Source organism: Bacillus weihaiensis, assembly GCF_001889165.1.
In the GTDB taxonomy this organism is placed as follows: domain Bacteria; phylum Bacillota; class Bacilli; order Bacillales; family Bacillaceae; genus Metabacillus; species Metabacillus weihaiensis.
The window spans coordinates 1,459,780-1,484,090 of record NZ_CP016020.1 but is presented as its reverse complement, the minus strand read 5'-3'; the positions used below and the strand labels follow the sequence as shown (position 1 = coordinate 1,484,090).

Here is a 24,311-nt window from a genome sequence, read left to right as displayed (position 1 = left end):
ACTTAGTGCGTACATATAGTTGCGGTGATATGGTGCCAAACCCTTAAATCCCAGCCTCCTTTTTTTATTCTCTCCTACTCCTCACTTTATTTACTATTTATAAGTTCTTATTTTTCTACGATAAAAAAGACAAACCAGCTTGAGAACTGGTTTGTCTTTTTAGTTACTTTCTTATTTTTCCATCCATTCAGTATGGAATACGCCCTCTTTATCTACACGTTGATACGTATGAGCACCGAAATAATCACGTTGTGCTTGTAAAAGGTTCGCAGGTAGTGTTTCTGTACGGTAGCTATCATAGTATGCTAATGCAGATGAGAAGCAAGGTACAGGTACACCATTTTCAATTGCAACTCCTAAGATTTGACGGAGAGCACCTTGGTAGCCTTCAACAATGTTTTTGAAGTAATCATCAAGTAAAAGGTTCGCTAATTGCGGCTCCTTGTCATATGCATCTTTAATTTTTTGAAGGAATGCTGCACGTATGATACAGCCTCCACGGAAGATCATCGCGATATCACCGTATTTTAGATCCCAGTTATACTCTTCAGAAGCAGCTCTCATTTGTGCAAAGCCTTGTGCGTATGAAACAATTTTACTCATATATAATGCTTTACGAACAGCTTCAATAAGCTCTTCTTTGTTACCCTCATGCGCTTTTGGAGCTGGACCTGATAGAATTTTACTTGCTTTTTGACGTTCTTCCTTCATAGCAGAAATGAAACGAGCAAATACAGATTCAGTAATGATAGGAAGTGGAACACCTAAATCAAGAGCGCTCTTACTTGTCCATTTTCCAGTACCCTTTTGACCAGCAGTATCAAGAATAACATCAACAAGAGGTTTACCTGTTTCATCATCCTTCTTCGTGAAGATGTCAGCAGTAATTTCAATTAAGTAGCTATCAAGCTCCCCTTTATTCCACTCTGCAAAAACTTCATGAAGCTCATCAGCGGTTAAACCTAAAACATTCTTTAATAAGAAATAGGCTTCTGAGATCAATTGCATATCTCCATATTCAATTCCGTTATGAACCATTTTCACATAGTGACCTGCACCATCTGGACCAATATACGTACAACATGGATCACCATTTACCTTTGCAGAGATTGCTTCTAAAATAGGTTGTACTAAATCAAATGCTTCCTTCTGTCCACCAGGCATAATTGATGGTCCTTTAAGAGCACCTTCCTCTCCACCCGATACTCCTGTACCGATGAAATGGATTCCACTTTCAGCGAGATCTTTGTTACGACGTTGTGTGTCTGTATATAATGTATTCCCACCATCGATTAGAATATCACCTTTATCAAGATGCGGTAACAATTGCTCAATTGTAGCATCAGTAGGAACACCAGCTTTTACCATTAATAGTATTTTACGTGGTGTTTCTAATGATTGAACAAATTCTTCAATGCTATATGTACCTACTACATTTTTCCCCTTTGCTTCAGTTAAAAATTCTTCCGTTTTATCCGAAGAACGGTTATAAACAGATACTGAAAAGCCACGACTTTCAATATTTAACGCTAAGTTTTTACCCATTACAGCTAAGCCAATTACACCAATTTGTTGTTTTGACATTCGTTTACGTCCCTTCTCATCCTATTTGTATGTAAAACTAATGAAAAAAACTCATAGTTTTCCGATACTTCCGAAATTGACACACAATTCGAATTATTTATTATAACTACAACTTTGAAAATACCACATTCATTGGACACATTTCAAGTAAGTTAGCTCAAGAAAGCGTTTACTCTCTTAAAAAATCTTTATTAAAACTAGTACCTACTGTTGAACTTTCTTTTTTGTTCGCTTTTACGCCTTTTTTAATAACTTGACTACCATACTTCCCGTTTAGTTTATTCATTAATTCTACTAATGGTTCGTCCTTTGCATCATTCTCAAATGAAAACAGGTCCAATTGCTTAACGGCCTCACTTTTTTCTACGAGGTCCTGCCCCGTAATACCCAGCAATCGAATTGGCTCCCCATCCCAATGACTAAAAAAAAGGTGACTAGCAACAAAAAGGATATCGTCCTCCTTATTAATAGGGTTCTCTACTTTTTTGCTTCTAGTAATCGTTTTTAAATTCCCATAACGAATTGTAACAAAAAATTTAGATGCTACTACCTCTTTCCTCTTCATTCGAACAGAAACTGATTTTGCTAATTTCCGTAAAACCTCTTGAATTTCAGCTTCATTTGTTGTGTTCTTAGATAGAGTAGATGAGTTTCCGATACTTTTAAAGTCGTAAATTGCATCGGGATCAACCTTCCGATCATCTATACCATTTGCTCGTTCTTTCAAACGAGCTCCATTTATACCTAAGAGATTTTTTAATTGAATCGTGTCAGCATGCGCAACATCATAAATCGTATTAATTTGGATGGATCTTAATTTCTCTGCTGTTTTTTCACCAATACCGTGCATTTCGTTTGCAGGCAAAGGCCAAAGCTTTTCTGGAAGATCTCGCTTACGTAATATGGATATTCCTAAAGGTTTTTTCATATCAGAAGCCATTTTAGCTAAAAATTTATTTGGAGCAACCCCTATACTACATGGGAGTAAAAGTTCTTCTAGTAGCCGATTTTGAATTGATTTTGCAATCAATAAGGGCTTTGTTCCTGAAAATTCACTAAGATCCACATACCCTTCATCAATTGAGACAGGTTCTACTTTATCCGTATATTCTCTTAAAATCGTAAACATAGCCATAGAAGCTGAACGGTACCGATCAAAATTAGGCTTCTTAACAATAAGATCCGGGCAAAGCTTTCTCGCTTCCCATAAGGGCATTGTTGCTTTTACCCCTTTTGCTCTAGCCTCATAGCTACAAGTCACTATAATTCCTTTACGTTCCTCCACGTTACCAGCAATTGCTACAGGTTTACCTTTAAGTGATGGATCATATGCTATTTCAACAGAAGCATAAAAACTATTCATATCTACATGCAAAATAACTCTTCTAGTAGCTGAATCCAAGTCAATCACCACTCATTAATGTTTCTTCTATTTTACCATAAGTTTACTTGTTCTTAACAAATTGGAACTTATATTACCGCTATGATAAGTATCGCTCAGTCAATGTTACACATACCTACAGTCTATATTGCCTCTTATAGATAAGAAAATACAATTCCGCTGTTAGTAGGCTCTATTCTTAACATATGTCCTAATGAAAGGAACTTCGAGAGAAATCAATAATGTTTCCCAAAAGACAAACAATGAGGATAGATCTTCATTTAAATGTTCACCTGATACTTAAGGTTCATCATTGGCTGTACTACATATGTCCCAAAACATTCTTATCTGTAAAAAAAAGGCTCTTTTCGCATAGATTGTTGCTATTTTAACCATCCTTATAAGAGGTGGTAAAATACTCTTTCAGGAGGCGGTTTCTCAATGATTAAAGACATCTATGCGACGTTTTCGGACTTGACTAAAGACGAGCAAATTCAACTATTCAACCTGTTAAAAGAAGACTTTATTCATAATGCAGATGCTGATATGAAAGATGCATACACAACCATTAGAGAAATCCGTTTTAAAGAGGGGTTAGGTTGCATTCATTGCGGAAGTGTGAAGGTGAAGCCAAATGGCAAGTACAGAGAGAGGCAAAGATATCTTTGTCGTGACTGCGGAAAGTCATTTAACGACCTTTCAAATACTCCAATTGCAGGTACCCGTTATCTTGGTAAGTGGGAGAAGTATTTTCAAATGATGGTAGAAGGATATACATTGCCTAAGATTGCTACACGCTTAAAAATCCACATCTCTACTAAGCAAAAGGCACTTTTTCTAAAGTGAAGTCATGGTTTTTAAATAATTAACAGAAAAATAAGTATTTACGAAATGCTTTAGGACTCCAAATTATGGTTTCCTTAAGCATTTCACTTGTAAGATCTTAAATTTACTTCGGTTATTATTTGATATACGACTTTAATTCCTCTATAAATTCATCTTTATCTCTTTCGACTCCTTCAACATCCACTTTGCCATTATTGACTCTAATTACACTCTGAGGACCCCATGCATACCCCTCTTTATTTACGAAAATAATTACTTCTTCCCCTTTTTCTAACAATCCTTCTTCAGGCATGTACGTAATACCATCAATTTCTCCGCCATCTTCTATATAATTTATTACTTTTAAGTCTTGGTCATTTTTTATAGATTTTTTCACTTGAATTTGAACTCCAGTTTTTACTTCTTCAACAATTTCAGCCTTTTCATCACTACCAATGGTGAATTTATTCTTTTTAGGTTTGTCTTTAGTTTTTACTTTGCCATACACAATAATATCTGCAGTATTTACTAGCTCCTCTAATGTATATTGAGGATAAATAGCTTGTGCATCTATTTGATTTTTAGTTACATGTTGCTCATGTTCATGCTCATCACCATTCATTAATACATTGGATAATGTAACACCAGAGCCTATTGATAATGCTGCGCATAAAGCGATTGATAATAGTTTCATTTTATCTTCTCCTCTTAATAAAGTGACAGTTTTGCATTTTTATCATAGGTTGTTAAAGTTCTTGGAGCTATTGAATTCGTATAAGAATAATTGTACATAGTATAACTAGTATCACCTGACACGTGCGAATTTGGATCATCATGACAATGTGCAATCCCTAAAGCATGTCCTAATTCGTGGGTTGCAACACTTTGTATATCATATTTGCCTGAAACTTGGCCAACTGCAAAACTATGTTTAGTATTAAAAACTATATCTGCACTGTTAAATACATTTCCGTATACAGTGCTATAAGAAGTAGATGGAAACATTTTAGCAATGTAGTTATCACTTTTAAGGGTAGCTGATATATCGTTGTTACTACTACTCCCATTAGAAGTACAACTCATTGGTTTATCACTACTTACTGAGTTCCACGCAGTCATTCCTGCTTTAGTAGCATTCGTCCATGTAGTATTGAATAAACAATCAAATTTAACTGACGTTACAACAGGAGACCATTTGTAACCGAGCGACCTTGCTTGTACACTGTAAGAAATGAAAAATGAAATCGAGAATAATAAAGCACATAATAAAACTATGAATCTTTTTCTTTTACCAACCAATTCTGACACATCCTTTTTTGTTGTTTTTTGTAAGAAATAAACATTTTCTGTATATTTCTAGCTAAATATATTATTAATTTAGAATAGTGTGAATATAGAAAATATATTTTTTCCTTATTGTTATTATCTGTTAATTAAACTATTATTAACTTGTATTATCTATTTTTGTAATTATAGTAATTTATGTTTTTATTTTCCTTTAGGGGGGGTTCACCATGAAGAAGATCGCTATTCTTTTCACAATTTTAAGCATTTTTATCATTTCAGGTTGTGGAAATAATGAAGAATTTGATTTTCAAGGTAATGTTTTAGAAATTGTAGACACAACAAGTATTGTTGTCGGAGGAGGAAAAGGAGACCCAACTGCAACCTATCCAGCATATACAATTTTAGTTACAGAAAACACCTCCTTTTCAGGTGATGTTAAAAAGATCTCTGATCTGAAAGTTGGGCAAAGCGTACAAATATCAATTGAAGGTGACAAGGCAATAGATAAGGTTGAAGGTGATATTACAGCAACCGAAATTTCTGCAGATTAATTTTATGGCCATACAAGTCAAAACCACCCGTGAGAACGGGTGGTTTGCTCTGCGACTGAAAGCCTTTGTTACTGACCAAACCCTAAAGGGCTACTGAATGGTTCGCCAGTTGTACTACTTTTACTGGTCAGACCTCAAAGGCCTACTACCTATTTCCTTTTCTTTTTCTTTACCTCTTCACCTCTAAATGGATCAATGTATTCCATCATACTTAATTGCTCTGCGACTATATCATCTTGTATTTGATTACGTATATATTCTTCTATTACTTTCTTGTTTCTTCCAACTGTATCCACATAATATCCTGTACACCAAAATTTTCGATTCCCGTATCTATATTTTAAGTTTGCATGGCGATCAAATATCATCAAGCTGCTTTTCCCTTTTAAATATCCTACAAACTGGGATACACTTATTTTTGGTGGTATGCTCACTAACATATGTACGTGATCCTTACAAGCTGTTGCTTCAGTAATTTCATCACCTTTTCTCTCGTATAGAATACGTAGTATTTCCCCAATGTCCTTTTGATTTTCACATAAATTACTTGTCTTCTATACTTAGGTGCAAACACAATGTGATACTTACAAATCCAGGTTGTGTGTGCTAAACTATTAGTGTCTTTTGACATTTAAACTCCTCCGTATGCTTATATTTTGGTTGGAGAACCAAAAATATTTTAGCACCTCGGGGGAGTTTTTTTAATACCACGCTAGAAGCTTTTTAGAACCCTAGGCCTAGCCTAGGGTTTTCTTTTTGATAAAAAAAGTCACCATTAATTTTATTAATGGTGACTTACAATTTCTTCTTTTATCATGGCTATACCTTCAAGACTGTTCAATAAGAGGTTAGGGTCAATAATCGTAATAAGTCTGTCTGGTAGACTTGCTACTGCTGAAAAATATTTTGTCGCTTGAAATGCGCCTACTGCTATTGATTTCAACTCATCGGCTGATATATCAAGAATTTCCTTCGCATCTTTCACTATAAGTGCTGCTGATAAAGAATCGGACTGTATTACGATTAACTTTGTCGAATGTTGAGAGAGGTCGCTATCTGTACGATAAAGGATCTTATTTGTATCAAGAACAGGAATTAGCTCTCCTCTTACCTTTACAACACCCTTCATATAATCGGGCATATTTGGGATATTATTAATTTCTTCTAATCTTTCAATTGAAATCACATGATCTATAGGTATTCCATATTCTTCGGTACCTGCTTGAAAGACAACAACTTTTGTTAACTCCATAGTAATCTCCTTCCGGACATTGCATTAATGCTCATGTATCTAAGACTATCATACTATGAAAAAATAAGTTTTGGAAGTCATTATCGATTTGCAAGATTAACTCTTTCTCCAATGAATCGGTTCCTTATCATAAAGATGCTGAAAAATGAATGATTCAACCTCATTAAATGCTCCTTCAATTTCATATGAATTAGATGCTAACACCCTTATCGTCAAACCTTTAATTGGCAATAAGCTGATTCCAACTCGAATCTTTTTCTTCCTTATCAGTAATTCATATAACTCTTGTATCATCTTTTCTTCTATCTTTTCATGAATGTAGATTAAGCTTCCAATATGACTGTATCCTTCTAGCTGCATGATTCCATCTATCTTTTTAGAAGGCTCTAATAATAGATGATCTATTATTTGTAAAGACTCATTTACGTAGATTTTCATCTTTGATTGTAATCTTTCATATTGGAAAGGTAAGCCATCCGGAGACCACCCTGGTGAAATAATATCCGTAAAATAAAAGACTGATGAATCTGTTAAATGGACGGTAGTGTCTTGCATAAATCGTGCATTTTTATATAAAATGAGGGGATCTTGTTTTAAGTATAGTTCACACTTTTCCCCTAAATGAAATTCATTTTCCTGAGAAACACCTTTTTCCATAGACTTATATACTTTCGTAGAAGCCTGAGTTGTCAATGCTAACTTTGCACGATTCTTCATCGTTATCTCTGTTCTGTACGTATCTCCATCAATATAGCCTCCTCCAACATGTATCATCGTTAAAAGAGGTAGGTCTTCTACTAAATAGGTAGGTCTTGTTATTTTGAAAACACCATCAAAAAAACTGCTACTTATGAAGGATCTTTCACGCTTTTTCCCTACCTCGAGTGCAAGGTAGCCAGTATACACCATGTGTTACGCCTCCAAACCAACTAAGAAAGCTTCCCTTCGAATCCACTCCACAACATCATTTACACCCGAACCACTTTTTAAATTTGTAAAGAAAAAAGGTCGATCCCCACGTGAAGCTAGGGTATCCTTTCTCATTACTTCTAAATTCGCACCAACATAAGGAGCAAGATCTGTCTTATTAATAATAAAAAGATCAGATTTAATCATTCCTTGACCTCCTTTTCTTGGAATCTTTTCACCTTGTGCCACATCAATAATATAGATCGAAAAGTCTACCAATTCAGGACTAAATGTCGCTGCTAAGTTATCCCCTCCACTCTCAACAAATATGAGATCTAAATTTGGATGTCGTTCAATAAGTTCATCTATAGCATCAAAATTCATTGATGCATCTTCTCTTATAGCTGTATGAGGGCACCCACCTGTTTCTACACCGATTATACGGTCTTCTGGTAGAGCCCCATTCTTCATTAGAAACTGCGCATCTTCTTTTGTATAAATATCATTTGTAATAACTGCAACCTCTAACTCTTTCATTAACACACGTGTTAATTTATCAACTAATAATGTTTTACCTGCTCCAACAGGGCCTCCGATACCAATTCGTATTGGTTCTTTCATACTTATCAATCCTTCCTACTCTTTTTTAAGACATAAATAACCTAACAGGTAACTGTTCATGAATCATTTGAGCGATTTCAAGACCAATTGAGCTGGCACCAAAATCTGCTTCATCAAGAAGTAATGTTTTATCTACAAGCTCGGTTAAAAAAGGTTGGCTATCAATCAGAACCCTCTGACCATCCGTCTGTCCTAATGGGATCCCTCGAACTGCATTTTGAACAAGTGATGAAGTCGTTGCAAATAAATATGTTTCTAAGGCCGTTCTGACATCTAATTGAAGATGCTGACTAACCATTGCAAAAACAATGGCGCTATGACCAAAAGCCTCTTTTCTTTTAATTTTATTTTGATAGTCTTTTAGGGCGTGTATTTCATATAATTCATTCATTACTTTTACTAATTGGCGCCCTATCCGACGATTTCCTTCTCTTGTTTCTTTCGCTAAGGATAAAGCATAAAGTTCTTGATCAATCTCCCATACCTTTTGAATGTTCCTTGATTTGATTGCTTCATAGACCATTTTACAAGCTAGTCCATCCGTGTAGATAAACTGTAAAGAAAGATATTGTGTTAATGCATGGTAAAACTCTTGTTTATTCGTTAATTTATTTTCCTGAATATAGGTTTCTAATCCGAATGAATGAGAAAAGGCTCCAGATGGAAAGTTCGAATCACATATTTGAAGCAGGTGAAATAATGCTTGTTTATTCGCCATGTGAATGACCAATGTGCTTAAAGGCCTTCTCCATCTTCCTCTTTACCCTTTCAAATAAAACCCCTTCCTCTTCTAGTAATTTTTCTACTAGATAGTCATATTGAACAATCATCTCATCTCCATTAAATTGAGCTGGAAGATGACGATTTCCCAATTGATGTGCAATGTCTCCCATTTGATTGATACTTTTTGGCTTTATCACAATAACATCATCCTCAATGACACTAATGATTATTGCGTTTTTTTCGTTCTGAAATAAGATATCTCCATCCATTAATTCCTTAGCATCTCTCAATCTAATACCTAATTCGTTTCCATGATCTGTCTTTACTCGTTGAATTTTTTTCAGCAAATCATCACTTCTTAAGTAAACTCGTTCTACATGATGTGGTTGTTTTTCTTGCGTTTTGACATTCCCAACTACTTTTTCAATTATCATTTTCTTCACCTCAAAATAAAAAATATCGTTGTGCTAGAGAAACCTTTTCATCTGGTTCACACGTTATTAGATCACCATCTACTTTTACTTCATACGTTTGAGGATCCACTTCAATTTCAGGTGTCTCTCCATTTAACTTCATGTCTTTTTTTGTTAGTTGTCTAATATTTTTAACCACGCCAATACGCTTTTTAAGACCTAATTCCTCATGTACTTTTCCTTCGAATCCAGCTTTTGAAAGGAACGTGTAAGAAGTTTGATATTTCGCAAGACCAAAACTTGCAAACATCGGTCGGTAAAGAGCTGGCTGAGGTGTAGGAATCGAAGCATTAGGATCCCCCATTACACTCCATGAAATCATTCCACCTTTTAAGATTAACTCTGGCTTTACTCCAAAGAATGCAGGATCCCACAGGACAATATCAGCTAATTTCCCTACTTCAATTGAACCTACGTAATCTGAGATTCCGTGTGTAATAGCTGGATTGATTGTATATTTCGCAATATATCTTTTCGCACGTGCATTATCATTTGTCTCATCAGCTATTAGCGGACCACGCTGACGTTTCATTTTATCAGCTGTCTGCCATGTCCTAGAGATGACCTCACCCACTCTACCCATAGCTTGAGAATCAGAGCTGATCATACTAAAAACCCCAAGATCATGAAGAATATCTTCTGCTGCAATTGTTTCTTTGCGTATTCGCGAATCTGCAAACGCTAAATCCTCTGGGATAGATGGATCAAGATGATGACACACCATTAACATATCTAGATGCTCTGCTACTGTATTAACCGTATATGGTCTTGTTGGGTTTGTTGATGAAGGTAATATATTAGAGTAGGAAGCCGCCTTGATAATATCCGGAGCATGCCCACCTCCAGCACCTTCTGTATGATACGTATGGATGACACGACCATTAATAGCATGTAGTGTATCTTCAACAAATCCGCCTTCATTGAGCGTATCACTGTGAATCGCTATTTGAATATCATACTGGTCTGCAACACTTAAGGCTTTATCAATATTAGCTGTTGTTGTGCCCCAGTCTTCATGTAATTTTAGTCCTACTGCACCAGCTTCAATTTGTTCAATCAAGGCCTCTTCATTTGAAGAGTTCCCTTTCCCAAGAAATCCTATATTCACAGGAAATTCTTCTGCTGCTTTTAACATATTTTGAATATTCCATTTCCCAGGAGTACATGTTGTCGCTTTTGTCCCTGTCGCCGGCCCAGTCCCCCCACCTATCATTGTGGTTACACCCGATTCTATAGCTGTTTGAATTTGTTGAGGACATATAAAATGAATGTGAGCGTCTATCCCTCCAGCAGTAACTAACATACCTTCTGCAGCAATTACTTCAGTTGCTGCACCAATGACAATATCTACGTCATCCATGATAAAAGGATTCCCGGCTTTGCCAATTGAGGTAATTATCCCTTCCTTAATGCCAATATCCGCCTTATAAATACCTGTATAATCTACAATAAGCGCATTCGTAATAACTAAATCTACAACATCCTCTCGTTTTGCTAATGGATGTTGCCCCATTCCATCACGAATTACTTTCCCTCCACCAAATTTCACTTCATCTCCATAGGTTGTAAAATCCTTTTCCACTTCAATAAATAAGTCCGTGTCACCTAACCGTACTTGATCACCGGTAGTCGGTCCAAACATATCGGCATATTGAAGCCTAGTCATTGAAAAACTCATCTTTTTACACTCCTTTATCTAGCGCATCGTTCGTAAGGTTGTTTAGTCCAAATATCTTCCTTTCTCCAGAAAAAGGGATTAATTCCACTTTCTTTTGATCTCCTGGTTCAAAACGCACAGCAGTCCCAGCTGGTATATTCAATCTCATCCCAACTCCAAGGTCTCGTTCAAACTGTAGGGCACGATTCACTTCGAAAAAATGGAAATGGGAACCGACCTGTATTGGTCGATCTCCTATATTGGTAACGAGCAACTTTTTCACTTGCTTGTTTTCATTACAAATAATTGACTTATTCTGTAGCTTATATTGTCCTGGTATCAATTCATCCACCCCCAATTATTGAATTGGCTCATGCACCGTTACTAGTTTTGTCCCGTCTGGAAAAGTTGCTTCTACCTGAATATCATGAATCATTTCTGGGACACCTTCCATTACATCTTCACGCGTTAAAATGGTTTTCCCAAATTGCATTAATTGAGAAACAGATTTACCATCTCTAGCTCCTTCCATTACTTCATACGTTAATATGGCAATAGATTCTGGGTAGTTTAATTTTAAGCCTCGTTCTTGTCTTCTCCTGGCTAAGTCAGCCGCTACAACAATCATTAACTTTTCTTGTTCACGTGATGTAAGCTTCATCTAAATATCTCTCCTTAAACAGCTAAATGCTTATATAGTTCATCTTCATTCACTTCAGCACATTGTCCATTCATGACCATTCTTCCTTGATCTAGAATATAAAAGGAATCTGCACAGTGTAAAACGGCATCTAAATTATGCTCAACCAAAATAATCGACATCTCTTTTTTCTTTGAAATGTGAACAAGGACTTCCTGAATAAGTTGTACGATAGAAGGCTGAATTCCTTCCATTGGTTCATCTAGAAGTAATAATGTCGGATTTGAGATTAACGCCCGCGCAATAGCTAATTGTTGTTGTTGTCCACCACTTAAATCTCCTCCACGCCGATGAATCATTTCTTCTAAAACCGGAAACCAAGTAAAAATTTCTTCAGGAATACTTTTAGGCTGCGATGACTTAGGCAATGCCTCCAACCCTATCAAGAGATTCTCTTTCACTGTAAGGTCAGAGAAGATCTCCCTCCCCTGCGGTACATATGCTATGCCTTCTCGGGCACGTTCCTCTGGCTTTTCTTTCTTTAAGGACTGATTTTTAAACGTAACTTCACCATCCCATGCCGGTAATAAGCCCATTAGTACCTTTAGCAATGTTGTTTTCCCAACCCCATTTCTACCCAAAAACCCAACAATTTTTCCTTTTGGAATTTCAAAACTTACATTGCGTAATATGACGGTTTCATCATATCCAGCTTGTAAATTTGACACAGTAAACATGTTAACGACTCCTTCCAAGATACACGTTTTTCACTTCCTCATTCTCTTGAATCTCACTCATACCTCCTTGGCAAAGAACCTTCCCTTCATGCATAACAACTACTTTCGTAGAGTACTTTCTAACAAATTCCATGTCATGTTCTACAACTAACACGGTACAGTTTTTTGCAATTTCATGGATCAACTCTCCAGTTTTTGTTCTCTCTTCCCCTGACATACCTGCAATTGGCTCATCTAATAAAAGCAATGATGGTTCTTGAATCAATTGCATTCCGATTTCGAGCCATTGCTTTTGACCATGAGATAAAGACCCCGAAATTTTATTTCTCTCTTCATATAAGCCAATTTTTTTTAAGATATCTTCTATTTTTTTAGCCTCCGACTTGTTCATCTTTGCAAAAAAAATCGATAATAATGTTTTCTTTTGTTTCATTGCAATTTCTAAATTTTCATATGGTGTTAACTTCAAGAAAATAGATGGTGATTGAAACTTTCTCGCAATCCCTTCTTCCACAATTCTTTTTTCCGTAAGCTTCGTCAAATTCAGTCGATCTTCAAAGGTAATATCTCCTTCAAAGGATTTCGTTTTTCCACAAATCACATCAAGCAAGGTTGTTTTCCCCGCCCCGTTAGGTCCTATTAAAAAAAGAACCTCTTTGCTGGTTATATCTAGATTCACACCTTGTAATGCTTTAAATCCTGAAAAATCTACTACAACATTATGACACGAGAGTATTGGCTTCATGTTGATCTCCCCCTTCCTTTACTTTTGGAGAGAAACGATTTTTAATTTTTTCCACGAAGCCAGCCAACCCATCAGGAAGATACAGAACAACGATTAAAAATAAGGCACCTAAGAATATGGTCCAGATTTCTGGGTATGACTCGCTTAAAAAGCTTTTTGCGCTATTCGTTAAGATCGCTCCCATCGCAGCACCTAAAATGGAGTGACGACCTCCAATCGCTACCCAAAGGACCATTTCTATTGATGGAATGATCCCCATCATTTCTGGGGTAATGATTCCAACTTGTAGGACGAATAATGCACCAGCTACCCCTGCAAACGCAGCACTTAATGAATAAACAAACACTTTAAAGATCGCTGGATTATACCCTAGAAAGCGAAGTCTGTTTTCCCCATCACGAATAGCTATCAACAACCGTCCAAAACGTGTTTTTGTGATTAATAATGAAAAAAACATGATCGCAGCTAATAAAAGAACAGTAAGATAATAAAGAAATTGCTTTGTCCCCGAATCTGCTAAAGGAACCTGAAATATAGTGAAAAAGTTAGTCAAACCACTTGTTCCCCCCGTTATATGCTGACTCCCAATAAACAGAGTCACCGCTACAACTACGACAGCCTGAGAGATTAATGAAAAGAACACTCCTTTAATTCTATTTTTAAAAGTAAAATAGCCGATAATCCAAGCAAGACCAAATGGCACAAAAATGACCGCCAATAGTGCAATTATTGGATTTTGAAATACTGTCCAAATAAATGGCAATTCCGATATACCATTCCATTCCATAAAGTCAGGTATACCATTCGGGGACGCTTCAAGCTTTAAATACATCGCCATACAATAAGCACCCAAACCGAAAAATACTCCGTGACCAAGACTCAAGATTCCTGTATAACCCCAAATAAGACTAATACCTACTGCAATCATTGCAAAACATAAAAATTTAGCGAGAAGACCCATTCTAAAATCTGATAAAAAAAATGGTGCAACTATTAATAGCACAAAGAACAACCCATAGTAAGTTCCTTGGGAATACTTTTTTATCATTTCTACACCTCCATTAATCTAACGCACGAGCCTTTAAACTGACCAATCCCGTAGGCTTCCATTGTAAGAAGAGAATAATAAATGCAAATACAACGACTTTGGCATAAGTTGCACCTGTTGAAAGTTCTACAAATGTACTCATAATACCTAATAATAAAGCTGCCAGCACTGTTCCTTTTAGTTTTCCAATACCACCTAGAATAACGATCATAAAAGCATCGACGATATAGGTGGTCCCAAGAGTCGGCCCAATCGAACCGATCAATGTTAAAGAGGAGCCTGCGATTCCAGCAAAACCACTCCCCAGTGCAAATGCTGTACTGTCAACCTTTCTTGTGGATACACCTAAACAAGCAGCCATGTCTCGATTAAGCGTAACAGCCTTCATCTTTCTACCTGTAGATGTTTTATATAAATAGAAAAACAAAAAGCCAAGGCACATCACAACTAACGCTATAATAAACAATCTCTTGTAAGGAAATGTAATACCTGCAATTGATAAGCCACCTTCTAACCATGAAGGGGACACCACTGCAACATTAGGCGCTCCAAATACTAATCGAGCAAGTTGTTGCAATATTAAACTAACTCCCCAAGTGGCCAGTAGACTATCAAGAGGTCTTTCGTATAAAAACCTCACGACCGTCTTTTCCATCAGTAGCCCAAACAAAGCAGCAACTAGAAAAGAAAAGGGTATTGCTAATAGAAAATATAAGTCAAATAAAGTTGATGGAAGATATTGAATGAATACTTGCTGAAGAACATACGTAGTGTAAGCACCAATCATAATAAACTCTCCATGTGCCATGTTAATGATATTCATTAAACCAAACGTAATCGCTAACCCCAGTGCGATTAATAAAAGGATAGAGCCTAAACTAACCCCATTAAATAATTGTGAAATTAAAATTGACACGAACTCTCCCCCCTCTAGGCGTACTATTTTAGTTTTTTAATCAAGGATTAAATTACTATCTATGGAAAGCTAAGCTAAATAAGGATACGACGATTTTCGTCTACGTTACATAAGAAGTCGCAGGATCCAATCTAAGATGATAGTAGGTCAGCTCAGTTTGACCTACTATCAACCCTTCTTTTCTACTTATTCACTACTAAGATCAGAGGCCCAATCGTAAGATTTTAAGTAAGGATCTGGTTTCACCTGTTCACCTGAATTCCATACTTCATTAAATTGACCATCGGATTGCACCTCTCCAATTCGAACCGTTTTATAGATGTGCTGAGTTTCTCCATCAATTTTCACTAACCCCCCTGGTGCCTGATACTCGATTCCATCTGATGCCTCTTTTACTTTAGCAACTTCAAAGGAGCCTGCCTTCTCCACAGCTTCCTTCCATAAGTAAACAGCAATGTAGGCAGCTTCAATTGGATCTCCCGTTACTCGGTCTTCCCCATATTTGGATTTGTAGTTTTCAACGAACGTTTTATTCTCTGGAGTGTCTGTAGTTTGGAAGTAGTTCCATGCTGCATAATGACCTTCTAATACATTCGTGCCTATTCCTCTTATTTCTTCCTCAGCTACACTCACTGATAGAACAGGAATATCATCTGCAGATATACCAGCATCCTTTAATTGTTTAAAAAATGCCACATTACTATCTCCATTCAATGTATTAAAGATTGCATCTGGTTTCGTGGATTTTATCTTGTTGATAATTGTGTTGTAGTCTGTGTGTCCTAGAGGTGTATACTCTTCTGCAACAACTTTTCCGCCTTCTGACTCGAGTTGAGCATTAATAATTTTATTTGCTGTTCTCGGAAAAACATAGTCAGAGCCAACTAAGAAAATATGGTCTCCTTTATTCTCAATCAACCAATCCACCGCTGGTACAATTTGTTGATTAGTAGTTGCTCCTGTATAAAAAATATTTGGTGATTCTTCCATCCCTTCATACTGCACGGGATACCATAATAAACCGTTATTTTGTTCAACAACTGGAAGCATGGCTTTACGACTAGCAGATGTCCAGCCACCAAAGATTGTTGCTACTTGATCCTTTTGTAATAGTTTCCTGGCTTTTTCTGCAAATGTTGGCCAATCAGAGGCTCCATCCTCGATAATAGGTTTAATCTGTTTACCTAATACACCTCCAGCAGCATTAATCTCTTCAATTGCCATAAGTTCTGCATCACGTAACGACACTTCACTAATTGCCATAGTTCCACTTAAAGAATGTAAAATTCCAACTTGCACTGTTTCACTGTTTTCACCTGAAGTGGATTCTGACGCTTCCCCTTCATTTGTCGTTGGATTACTTGTTTGTGCGCAGGATGCTAAAAACAAAATCGAAAAAACAAATAACATGAGCCCTTTTTTTACCATATTTGCATACCCCTCCTTATTAATGTTCAAAAAGCTGACTTTACTTGTCACAAAACATAACATCAACTTTATAATTCACATTATACAGAAATTACAGAGAGAAACAACGAGTTTTTTAAATTTTTTAAATATTTTATTATGTAAACGTTAACATTAACGTGTAATGATCGAGCAACATTCGGAACAAAAAGAATACTGCTCAGTTCATTTAATATTGTTACTTCTTTTATTGTGAGTTTTACTAACATGTAAAACCTATTGAATTAACTTCCTATTTTATTGTAACGAAAAGAAACGTTTACTCGACTAATCATAATAAAAGCTAAAAGGAGAATTACGATGAAAAAATTATTTATTTTAATTAGTGTAACGGTCGTCATATTAGGTGGCTGCGGAACGACGAAGGAAGACAGCAACACAGAAAATCAACATGATTCCAATTCTTCACAGGGAGGGATTGTAGCTGGAGAAATGAAAGCAACACTAGTAGAAGAAAACCCATTACAATTTACTTATTCAGTGAAAAATGACACTGAAAAGGTTGTCAATCTGGAATTCACTAGTTCACAAAGGATAGACTACTCTGTGTCCACTAAGGCTGGCAAAGAGATATACTTATTTTCTAGTACAGCAACATTCCTGACGGCACTTGGAAGTGAAGAAATTAAACAAGGAGAAAGCTATGTGCATAAAATTAATTTAAATGAATTGAGTCTTGATTCAGGAGACTATGTATTGAGCGTATGGATGACACCAAAAGAGGGAGAAAAATTTAAAACATCAATTGAATTTGAATTGTAAAGAAAAAAGCCCGACATGGGCTCTTTTCTTTACAATCCACCTTTACTTACCAATGAACATCTGAGTCCAATGATGACCATTCTTGTCATAGCCGACTCCAATATGAGTAAAATCTTTACTTAAAATATTCTTACGGTGTCCTTCACTATTCATCCAGGCTTGCACTACAGCTGCAGGAGTCTGTTGGCCTTGTGCAATATTTTCGCCTGCTGTTTTATACGACACACCAAAATCACGCATCATGTCAAAAGGTGATCCATAGGTTGGACTCGTATGTGAAAAGTAATTATTTTGTCTCATATCCTCTGATTTCTTCTGAGCAACTCCATTTAACTGAGTATCTCCTGTCAATTCCGGTAGCCCATTTTTTCTTCTTTCTGCATTCGTAAGATCAATTACCTGTTGCACGGCTTGACTCATATTCTGCGCAGGCTGTTTTGCTTCTTTTTGTTGATTTTCAGCTTGTTGATTTGGTGCTTGCGCTTGTTCATTTTTCGCTGGTTGTTTCTCTACCTCTTCTTGTCTTGGTGCTTGTTGCTCATTTGCTTTCTCTTGTTGAATTTGAGCTTGACGTTCCTCTTTATTTACTTGGTTATTTTGTTGATTTTGTGTTCTTGAGTTTTGATATTGTTGCACCAACTGGTTTGCTTTTTCCATACCTTGTTGTTTTTGTTGTTCGATATATTGCTGTGCCTGTTGTTTTGCCTCTTCTTTTGAATTCGCCGTAATATATTTATATTTTGCTTCCTGAACAGCAATAGCCTTTGTATGCGGATAATCGTTGCTATCTATATTTGTTTTTGAGCTTGAGATTGTCATACCAAGAAAATCATCATCATTCATCTTCCGATCCGGTACGAAATCAAAGTCAAAATCATTATCTGCTATATCATGATAACGATCACCATTATAGACGTTTGGAACATTTTCATTTCTTGTCGTAATTTGACGTGCAAATGGACCATAACTACGATTTCCCATATCATTCATGTTATCTGTGTTATCTGATACATTAACAGTGCCAATACGTTCATCACCTTCGAACGCTTCATCATTATTATTACATCCAACAAGTCCAATAATGAAAGCACTTGTAGCTAAAAGACCTAATTTCTTCTTTATCAAACGAAACTCCTCCTTTTAATTTTCTGCCTTACCTTCTTATTCTTCTTAATTTCCTCAAAACTATAGTTGGTAAAAATCTTATTAATTGGGTTACATACACTTATAAAGATGTTTTTTTACTTAATTGGATGCTTGATAGCTCTCTTCGTTCGTATCATGTTAAAGATTCAATAGAGATAATGAAAGGAGGGAAAGATGAACTCGATATAAGAGGGAGGTAATGAATATGTAGCTTGGCATTCGATCTAAATTTTCCTCGTAAGCCATGTATTTATAAGCTCTTATCAGGCGGATGATTACTTTAGTACAAATATTTTTGTCCGACGCTACATAAAAAAGTCCACTATGTAAGAACAAAAACGCATGGACCTAGACAACGAGCAGTCTTGGCAGCTGATTTTTTTCAAAAAGTTAGACTACTGAACTGGAGCATGTGAGTATTTATCCACAATCACTACATCTTTAGCTTCCTGACCAAAGAAAAAAGCACTCTATAAAAGAGCACTTTTTTCTTATTATTTCGCTACTTCTTCAATAATAGCAACGACAAGTTCTGCTGTTTTCTCAAGTTCTTCAATCGGCATCTTTTCATTAGTCGTGTGAATTTCCTCATAGCCCACTGCTAAATTGACAGTAGGAATTCCATTACCAGCTATCACATTTGCATCACTACCGCCACCACTTGTTTGTAATTCGCTTGAACGACCGATTTTAGCTGCTGCTCGTTTCGCAACTTCCACTACATGATCACCATCTGCAAATTTAAAGCCTGGATACATAACGTCAACTTCTACGTCTGCTCGACCTCCCATTTCATTTGCAACTGTTTCAAATGCTTCCTTCATTTTCTTTACTTGTGCTTCCATTTTTTCTGGTACCAATGATCTTGCCTCTGCAAGAATATGTACTAAATCACATACAATATTTGTCTGTGTGCCACCCTCAAAACGTCCGATATTAGCGGTTGTTTCCTCATCAATACGTCCTAACGGCATTCTTGAAATAGATTTCGCAGCGATTGTAATAGCTGATATACCCTTCTCAGGTGCAACTCCAGCATGCGCTGTTTTTCCATAAATAGTTGCTTTCACCTTTGCCTGTGTTGGCGCCGCAACGATAATTGTTCCTACTTTCCCATCACTATCTAAAGCATACCCATATTTCGCAGTCATTAGAGAAGGATCTAATGCCTTAGCACCTACTAATCCTGACTCCTCTCCAACTGTAATGACAAATTCAATTTTACCATGCGGAATATTTTTCTCTTTTAACGTTCTAATCGCCTCTAACATCGCTGCAAGCCCAGCCTTATCATCAGCACCTAAGATAGTCGTGCCATCGGTAATAATATACCCGTCTTTAATACTTGGTTTAATTCCGTTACCTGGTACAACTGTGTCCATATGAGAAGTGAAGTAAATAGTATCTACATCTTCTTTCGTCGCAGGCAAAGTACACACTAAATTTCCTGCACCATGGCCTGTAATATTTGTTGTATCATCTTCTACTACTTCAAGTCCTAATGAAGAAAATTTTTCTTTTAAAACCTTTGCTATTTGCGCTTCATTTTTTGTTTCTGAATCAATTTGAACTAGTTCTAAAAATTCATCTACTAACCGTTGATTATTGATCATTGTAGGTACCTCCACTTTTGTTATAAAGGAATATTTCCATGCTTCTTCTTTGGTCGATCCTCTTTTTTTGTTCTTAGCATTTCAAGGGCTTGGATAAGCTTTATCCGAGTTTCTCTTGGGTCAATGACATCATCGACCATCCCTTGACTGGCAGCAACATATGGATTGGCAAATTTCTTTCGATACTCCTCAATCTTCTCTGCTCTCACACTCTCTGGATGATCACTATTCTGAATTTCTCTGGCAAATATTATATTCGCAGCTCCTTGAGGACCCATAACAGCTATTTCAGCATTTGGCCAAGCAAACACTAAATCTGCCCCAATAGATTTACTATTTAAAGCAACGTATGCTCCACCGTACGCTTTTCTTAAAATGACCGTAAGCTTCGGTACAGTAGCTTCAGAGTAAGCATATAATATTTTTGCACCATGACGGATAATCCCACCATGCTCTTGTTTAACTCCTGGAAAAAATCCTGTTACATCCTCAAACGTGATGATCGGAATTTGAAAGGAATCACAAAACCGGATGAACCTTGCTGCTTTGTCAGAAGAGTCAATATCAAGTCCACCAGCCATATACTTAGGCTGATTACAAACTAAACCGACAACCTCGCCTTTTATTCTCGCAAAGCCTACAACAATATTTTTTGCAAACCCTTTTTGTACTTCCATAAACGACTTTTGATCAACGACTTGATCAATCACAACTCTAACATCATATGGACGAATAGCGTCAATAGGAATGAGTTCGGCCAAGTCAGGACGATCATCAGATTCTTGCGGACATGCTGATACAGGAGGTTTTTCCTCATTATTTTGTGGCAAATAGCTTAAAAGATCTCTTACCTGCATTAAAACCTCTTCTTCTGTTTCACCGGAGAAATGAGCATTTCCACTAATCGTATTATGTACATTCGCCCCACCTAAATCCTCAGAACTAATTTTTTCTCCTGTTACTGTTTCTATTACTTTAGGACCTGTGATAAACATTTGACTCGTTTTTTCAACCATAAATACAAAATCTGTTATAGCAGGTGAATAAACTGCGCCACCTGCACAAGGTCCAAGGATAACGGAGATTTGAGGAATAACACCGGAATAAATCGAATTACGGTGAAATATTTGACCATAACCATCTAATGATAACACACCTTCTTGTATTCTCGCACCGCCTGAGTCATTAAGCCCAACAAAAGGTGTGCCATTTTTAGCGGCCAGATCCATAACTGCAGCAATCTTTTTTGCATGCATTTCACCAAGCGCTCCACCAAAAACTGTGAAGTCTTGAGAAAATAAATAAATGGGTCTTCCATTTACTTTTCCATACCCAGTGACTACTCCATCACCAGGGCCCTTTTTCTCCTTTAACCCAAAATCATTACAGCGATGCTCGATAAAAGGATTTAATTCTATAAACGTACCAGGGTCTACTAAGAGATCGATCCGTTCTCTTGCTGTTAACTTTCCCTTCTCATGCTGCTTATCAATCTTCTCATCTCCACCACCTAATTCCACTACCCTTTTACGATCGTATAATTCATTTATCTTTTCATAGATATCTTGCTTCATTCTTCCTCACCTCTTTTTTCACATAGTTCAATTAAAGTACCGTGAGTAGATGTGGGATGGAGAAATCCAATCAACATATTCGCTGCTCCAATTCTAGGAATTTCATCGATTAACGCTATTCCCTTTTCTCTTATTTCTTCTAAACGAGAGTGTATATTCGATGTACCGAACGCGATATGATGAACTCCTTCTCCTTTTTTTTCTAAAAATTTCGCTATTGGACTACGTGACGACAAAGGCTCTAATAATTCAATTTTGGTTTCCCCTATTTTTAAGAAGGCTACCTTTACTTGCTGCTCTATTACTTCTTCTTCTCCAAGGAAAGATAGGCTTAAAACATCCTGATAAAACGGCAAAGCATTTGAAATGGAATGTACAGCAATTCCGATATGATCTACTTTATTTACCAACTAAATCTCTCCCATCCTTATTTGTAAACGTTATCATAATCAAGTAATTCTCTATCAGAATAATATTTCCCTTCTTTATCGTTTAATTTCTTTCACATTTTGATATTGTTCTTGTGTAAAAACAAATGTAGAATAAAAAGAGATAAGGAGTGAAGATAGAATGTCTCGAAAAACTCAAAAAGTTGTCGTATATTTAATGATTGGTGTTATGCTTATAACAACGCTTCTCGCAGGTGTTTCTGTTTGGTTCTAAACAGTGCATCCCTCTATTTTATTATTCCTAAAATATAAAAATGAGTTGAATGGCAAAAAAGATTGCCTTTCAACTCATTTTTTTAATGCACCATATTCTATTCCGATTTGGTCAAAAGCTTCATCCGTTGATAGAATTAAGACCTTCGTTCCAACAGGAACCTTATCAAATAGATTTTCCACTTCATCGTTGTGTAGCCTCACACAACCTTGAGTAACATAACGGCCGATAGATTCATTATTATTTGTTCCATGTATTCCATAAATACGTCCATCCGTATCCTTTGCATCAAACCCTATCCACCTTGTTCCAAGTGGATTTTTCGGATCGCCACCAGGGATATCTTTTTTTCGATAATATGGATTTTTTGCTTTTACAGTTATCCTATATTCCCCTTCAGGAGTAAGCTGATTTGTTTTACCTGTAGCCACTTCATAAATCTTTTTTATTTCATTTTCTTCTATAAAGGCAAGTTCATTTGTCTGTTTGTTGATAATAATAAATGGGTCACCGACCATAGGATTTTGTCCTAGAGGCCAGATAGGAGAAGCTACAAGAAAAAGGAAAAGAAGTATTGATTTCATCTGATCAACATCCTTTTTCTTTTAATATGCACTTTGAGTCTGTTGATCATACTAAGAAATGGACAAGGACCTGACCATCAGCGACAGCGACAAGCATAAGAGTGAATAAGAAAAGGCTTATGTTTCCATAGGAGAAAAAACTTGTTCTATCCAAGCATCCACTAGAGAAACTACGTTTCCATCCCTTTAAACTGACTCTTAATAACTAAGTAATTCTCCATTTCTTTAAGAAAATGAAATAAAGCAGCTCTAGCCTCAAATTCTTCTCTTGATTTTGGCAGTTCCATTGCACCAAACTTCTCTCGCAATTCAAGTAATTGCACTAAGAAACGGTGCGCAGTATTCCCTGGGTGAATATTGAGCCTTAATTCATGTAAGAAGTCTGCAATATCCTTGCTTTGTTCTGTTTCAATTTGAATAGAAGTAATGATCGGAATCACTCTCTCAATAATTTCAAATTGTTTTTCTCTCATTTTAAAATAGTGATAGTAGCTGTTTTCATGACGTAAAAAGTGATTCTCAACATCACGAAATGCAAGAGTTTTTGCTTCATTAAGTAAATCTGCCGTTTTCGTAATTTCGACACCATCCCATTTCCGGTCTTTTTGAACGATAAATAATTCAATTTCCTTAAAAATGGAGGCAATATTCTCTTCAATGCTTGCTTGATATTCCTTCAACTTTTTATCAACACTTGGCATATATAGATTCATGATCAACGCAATTCCAATACCTATTGTTACAAGCAACACTTCATTGATGATAAGGTCATAAGTAATCTCCCCTGCACTATATAAATGAAAAATGACAACTGTACTTGTTACGATTCCTTCCGTTGCTTTCACAATAACTGTGGTCGGAATAAAAAGTAGTAATAAAAGACCTATAATGACTGGATGGTACATAAGTCCTTCAAAAAAAACAAAGGAGAATACCATCGCAATACTACATGCAAGGAATCGAGCCCAGGAGCTTTTTAACGATTTCTTTTTAGTAACCTGGATACATAAGATCGTGATAATACCTGCAGAAGGAAAATTTTCCAACTGAAAAAATTGTGCAATCATGATTGCAATTGTCGTTCCTAATGCAGTCTTTGCTGTTCTATATCCTATTTTAAACATAACTTTCTCCTTGTAACTGATAGTATGTA

General features: G+C 36.4%; 26 protein-coding genes and 2 pseudogenes. 4 read left to right on the top strand and 24 right to left on the bottom strand.

What is annotated here, in order from left to right:
• Window positions 1-171 precede the first annotated feature (171 nt).
• Complete coding sequence (gndA, locus tag A9C19_RS07100) at window positions 172-1,584, bottom strand: NADP-dependent phosphogluconate dehydrogenase (protein WP_072579294.1); 1,413 nt, start codon at window positions 1,582-1,584, stop codon at window positions 172-174.
• A gap of 169 nt (window positions 1,585-1,753) precedes the next feature.
• Window positions 1,754-2,992 (bottom strand): DNA polymerase IV, encoded by a 1,239-nt coding sequence (locus A9C19_RS07095; RefSeq protein WP_476727068.1) that lies wholly within the window; start codon window positions 2,990-2,992, stop codon window positions 1,754-1,756.
• A gap of 414 nt (window positions 2,993-3,406) precedes the next feature.
• On the opposite strand from A9C19_RS07095, the pseudogene A9C19_RS07090 reads away from it, so the two are divergent.
• Window positions 3,407-3,802: pseudogene (locus tag A9C19_RS07090) on the top strand (transposase); the annotation flags it as partial.
• 124 nt (window positions 3,803-3,926) lie between these two features.
• Here the strand turns inward: A9C19_RS07090 and A9C19_RS07085 are convergent.
• Window positions 3,927-4,484, bottom strand: a complete 558-nt coding sequence (locus A9C19_RS07085; protein WP_072579292.1) for a hypothetical protein — start codon at window positions 4,482-4,484, stop codon at window positions 3,927-3,929.
• A 14-nt stretch (window positions 4,485-4,498) separates the two neighbouring features.
• The gene (locus tag A9C19_RS07080; protein WP_072579291.1) at window positions 4,499-5,089 is read right to left on the bottom strand and encodes a matrixin family metalloprotease; all 591 of its coding nucleotides are present in this window, start codon (window positions 5,087-5,089) and stop codon (window positions 4,499-4,501) included.
• Between the two features lie 215 nt (window positions 5,090-5,304).
• On the opposite strand from A9C19_RS07080, the gene A9C19_RS07075 reads away from it, so the two are divergent.
• Window positions 5,305-5,628 (top strand): hypothetical protein, encoded by a 324-nt coding sequence (locus A9C19_RS07075; RefSeq protein WP_072579290.1) that lies wholly within the window; start codon window positions 5,305-5,307, stop codon window positions 5,626-5,628.
• 149 nt (window positions 5,629-5,777) lie between these two features.
• On the opposite strand, the pseudogene tnpA reads toward A9C19_RS07075, so the two are convergent.
• From tnpA to urtA, 14 genes and pseudogenes are all read right to left on the bottom strand, one after another.
• Window positions 5,778-6,259 (bottom strand): annotated as a pseudogene (tnpA, locus tag A9C19_RS07070) (IS200/IS605 family transposase).
• 153 nt (window positions 6,260-6,412) lie between these two features.
• Window positions 6,413-6,880: a chemotaxis protein CheW gene (locus tag A9C19_RS07065; RefSeq protein ID WP_072579289.1), complete on the bottom strand. Its 468-nt coding sequence runs from the start codon at window positions 6,878-6,880 to the stop codon at window positions 6,413-6,415.
• 96 nt (window positions 6,881-6,976) lie between these two features.
• Window positions 6,977-7,789 carry an urease accessory protein UreD gene (locus A9C19_RS07060; protein ID WP_072579288.1) on the bottom strand — a complete coding sequence of 271 codons (813 nt, stop codon included), beginning with the start codon at window positions 7,787-7,789 and terminating at the stop codon, window positions 6,977-6,979.
• Between the two features lie 3 nt (window positions 7,790-7,792).
• Window positions 7,793-8,410 carry an urease accessory protein UreG gene (gene ureG, locus A9C19_RS07055; RefSeq protein WP_072579287.1) on the bottom strand — a complete coding sequence of 206 codons (618 nt, stop codon included), beginning with the start codon at window positions 8,408-8,410 and terminating at the stop codon, window positions 7,793-7,795.
• Window positions 8,411-8,435: 25 nt separating this feature from the next.
• A complete protein-coding gene (locus A9C19_RS07050) occupies window positions 8,436-9,128 on the bottom strand; it encodes an urease accessory protein UreF (RefSeq protein ID WP_072579286.1) in 693 nt (230 codons plus the stop codon).
• The gene (locus tag A9C19_RS07045) at window positions 9,118-9,567 is read right to left on the bottom strand and encodes an urease accessory protein UreE (protein WP_072579285.1); all 450 of its coding nucleotides are present in this window, start codon (window positions 9,565-9,567) and stop codon (window positions 9,118-9,120) included. Before A9C19_RS07045 ends, A9C19_RS07050 begins: the two co-directional genes overlap by 11 nt.
• 10 nt (window positions 9,568-9,577) lie before the next feature.
• Complete coding sequence (ureC, locus tag A9C19_RS07040) at window positions 9,578-11,284, bottom strand: urease subunit alpha (RefSeq protein WP_072579284.1); 1,707 nt, start codon at window positions 11,282-11,284, stop codon at window positions 9,578-9,580.
• 4 nt (window positions 11,285-11,288) lie between these two features.
• A complete protein-coding gene (locus A9C19_RS07035) occupies window positions 11,289-11,606 on the bottom strand; it encodes an urease subunit beta (protein WP_072579283.1) in 318 nt (105 codons plus the stop codon).
• Window positions 11,607-11,621: 15 nt separating this feature from the next.
• Window positions 11,622-11,924: an urease subunit gamma gene (locus A9C19_RS07030; RefSeq protein ID WP_072579282.1), complete on the bottom strand. Its 303-nt coding sequence runs from the start codon at window positions 11,922-11,924 to the stop codon at window positions 11,622-11,624.
• 14 nt (window positions 11,925-11,938) lie between these two features.
• On the bottom strand, window positions 11,939-12,640 hold the full coding sequence (gene urtE / locus A9C19_RS07025; RefSeq protein ID WP_072579281.1) for an urea ABC transporter ATP-binding subunit UrtE: 702 nt from the start codon (window positions 12,638-12,640) through the stop codon (window positions 11,939-11,941).
• Between the two features lies 1 nt (window position 12,641).
• Window positions 12,642-13,385, bottom strand: coding sequence for an urea ABC transporter ATP-binding protein UrtD (gene urtD / locus A9C19_RS07020; protein ID WP_072579280.1), 744 nt, complete (start codon window positions 13,383-13,385; stop codon window positions 12,642-12,644).
• A complete protein-coding gene (urtC, locus tag A9C19_RS07015; RefSeq protein WP_420835821.1) occupies window positions 13,360-14,430 on the bottom strand; it encodes an urea ABC transporter permease subunit UrtC in 1,071 nt (356 codons plus the stop codon). Before urtC ends, urtD begins: the two co-directional genes overlap by 26 nt.
• A 16-nt stretch (window positions 14,431-14,446) precedes the next feature.
• A complete protein-coding gene (gene urtB, locus A9C19_RS07010) occupies window positions 14,447-15,349 on the bottom strand; it encodes an urea ABC transporter permease subunit UrtB (RefSeq protein WP_072579278.1) in 903 nt (300 codons plus the stop codon).
• 186 nt (window positions 15,350-15,535) lie between these two features.
• Window positions 15,536-16,777, bottom strand: coding sequence for an urea ABC transporter substrate-binding protein (urtA, locus tag A9C19_RS07005; RefSeq protein ID WP_072579277.1), 1,242 nt, complete (start codon window positions 16,775-16,777; stop codon window positions 15,536-15,538).
• Window positions 16,778-17,116: 339 nt separating this feature from the next.
• Between urtA and A9C19_RS07000 the strand changes: the two genes are divergently transcribed.
• Complete coding sequence (locus A9C19_RS07000; RefSeq protein WP_072579276.1) at window positions 17,117-17,578, top strand: BsuPI-related putative proteinase inhibitor; 462 nt, start codon at window positions 17,117-17,119, stop codon at window positions 17,576-17,578.
• A gap of 42 nt (window positions 17,579-17,620) precedes the next feature.
• On the opposite strand, the gene A9C19_RS06995 is transcribed toward A9C19_RS07000, so the two are convergent.
• The 4 genes from A9C19_RS06995 to mce all read right to left on the bottom strand — a co-directional run bounded on the left by A9C19_RS06995 (window position 17,621) and on the right by mce (window position 22,321).
• Entirely contained in the window at window positions 17,621-18,703 is a 1,083-nt protein-coding gene (locus tag A9C19_RS06995) for a CAP domain-containing protein (RefSeq protein ID WP_233499248.1), read from the bottom strand.
• Window positions 18,704-19,218: 515 nt separating this feature from the next.
• Window positions 19,219-20,337 carry a tripeptidase T gene (locus A9C19_RS06990; protein ID WP_072579275.1) on the bottom strand — a complete coding sequence of 373 codons (1,119 nt, stop codon included), beginning with the start codon at window positions 20,335-20,337 and terminating at the stop codon, window positions 19,219-19,221.
• 20 nt (window positions 20,338-20,357) lie between these two features.
• Window positions 20,358-21,911: an acyl-CoA carboxylase subunit beta gene (locus tag A9C19_RS06985; RefSeq protein ID WP_072579274.1), complete on the bottom strand. Its 1,554-nt coding sequence runs from the start codon at window positions 21,909-21,911 to the stop codon at window positions 20,358-20,360.
• The gene (gene mce / locus A9C19_RS06980) at window positions 21,908-22,321 is read right to left on the bottom strand and encodes a methylmalonyl-CoA epimerase (RefSeq protein ID WP_072579273.1); all 414 of its coding nucleotides are present in this window, start codon (window positions 22,319-22,321) and stop codon (window positions 21,908-21,910) included. Before mce ends, A9C19_RS06985 begins: the two co-directional genes overlap by 4 nt.
• Window positions 22,322-22,481: 160 nt before the next feature.
• On the opposite strand from mce, the gene prli42 reads away from it, so the two are divergent.
• Window positions 22,482-22,574, top strand: a complete 93-nt coding sequence (prli42, locus tag A9C19_RS21695) for a stressosome-associated protein Prli42 (RefSeq protein ID WP_156931818.1) — start codon at window positions 22,482-22,484, stop codon at window positions 22,572-22,574.
• 74 nt (window positions 22,575-22,648) lie between these two features.
• On the opposite strand, the gene A9C19_RS06975 is transcribed toward prli42, so the two are convergent.
• Both A9C19_RS06975 and A9C19_RS06970 read right to left on the bottom strand, forming a co-directional pair.
• Window positions 22,649-23,158, bottom strand: coding sequence for a L,D-transpeptidase (locus A9C19_RS06975; RefSeq protein WP_072579272.1), 510 nt, complete (start codon window positions 23,156-23,158; stop codon window positions 22,649-22,651).
• A gap of 170 nt (window positions 23,159-23,328) precedes the next feature.
• Window positions 23,329-24,282 (bottom strand): aromatic acid exporter family protein, encoded by a 954-nt coding sequence (locus tag A9C19_RS06970; protein WP_072579271.1) that lies wholly within the window; start codon window positions 24,280-24,282, stop codon window positions 23,329-23,331.
• Window positions 24,283-24,311: the final 29 nt, after the last annotated feature.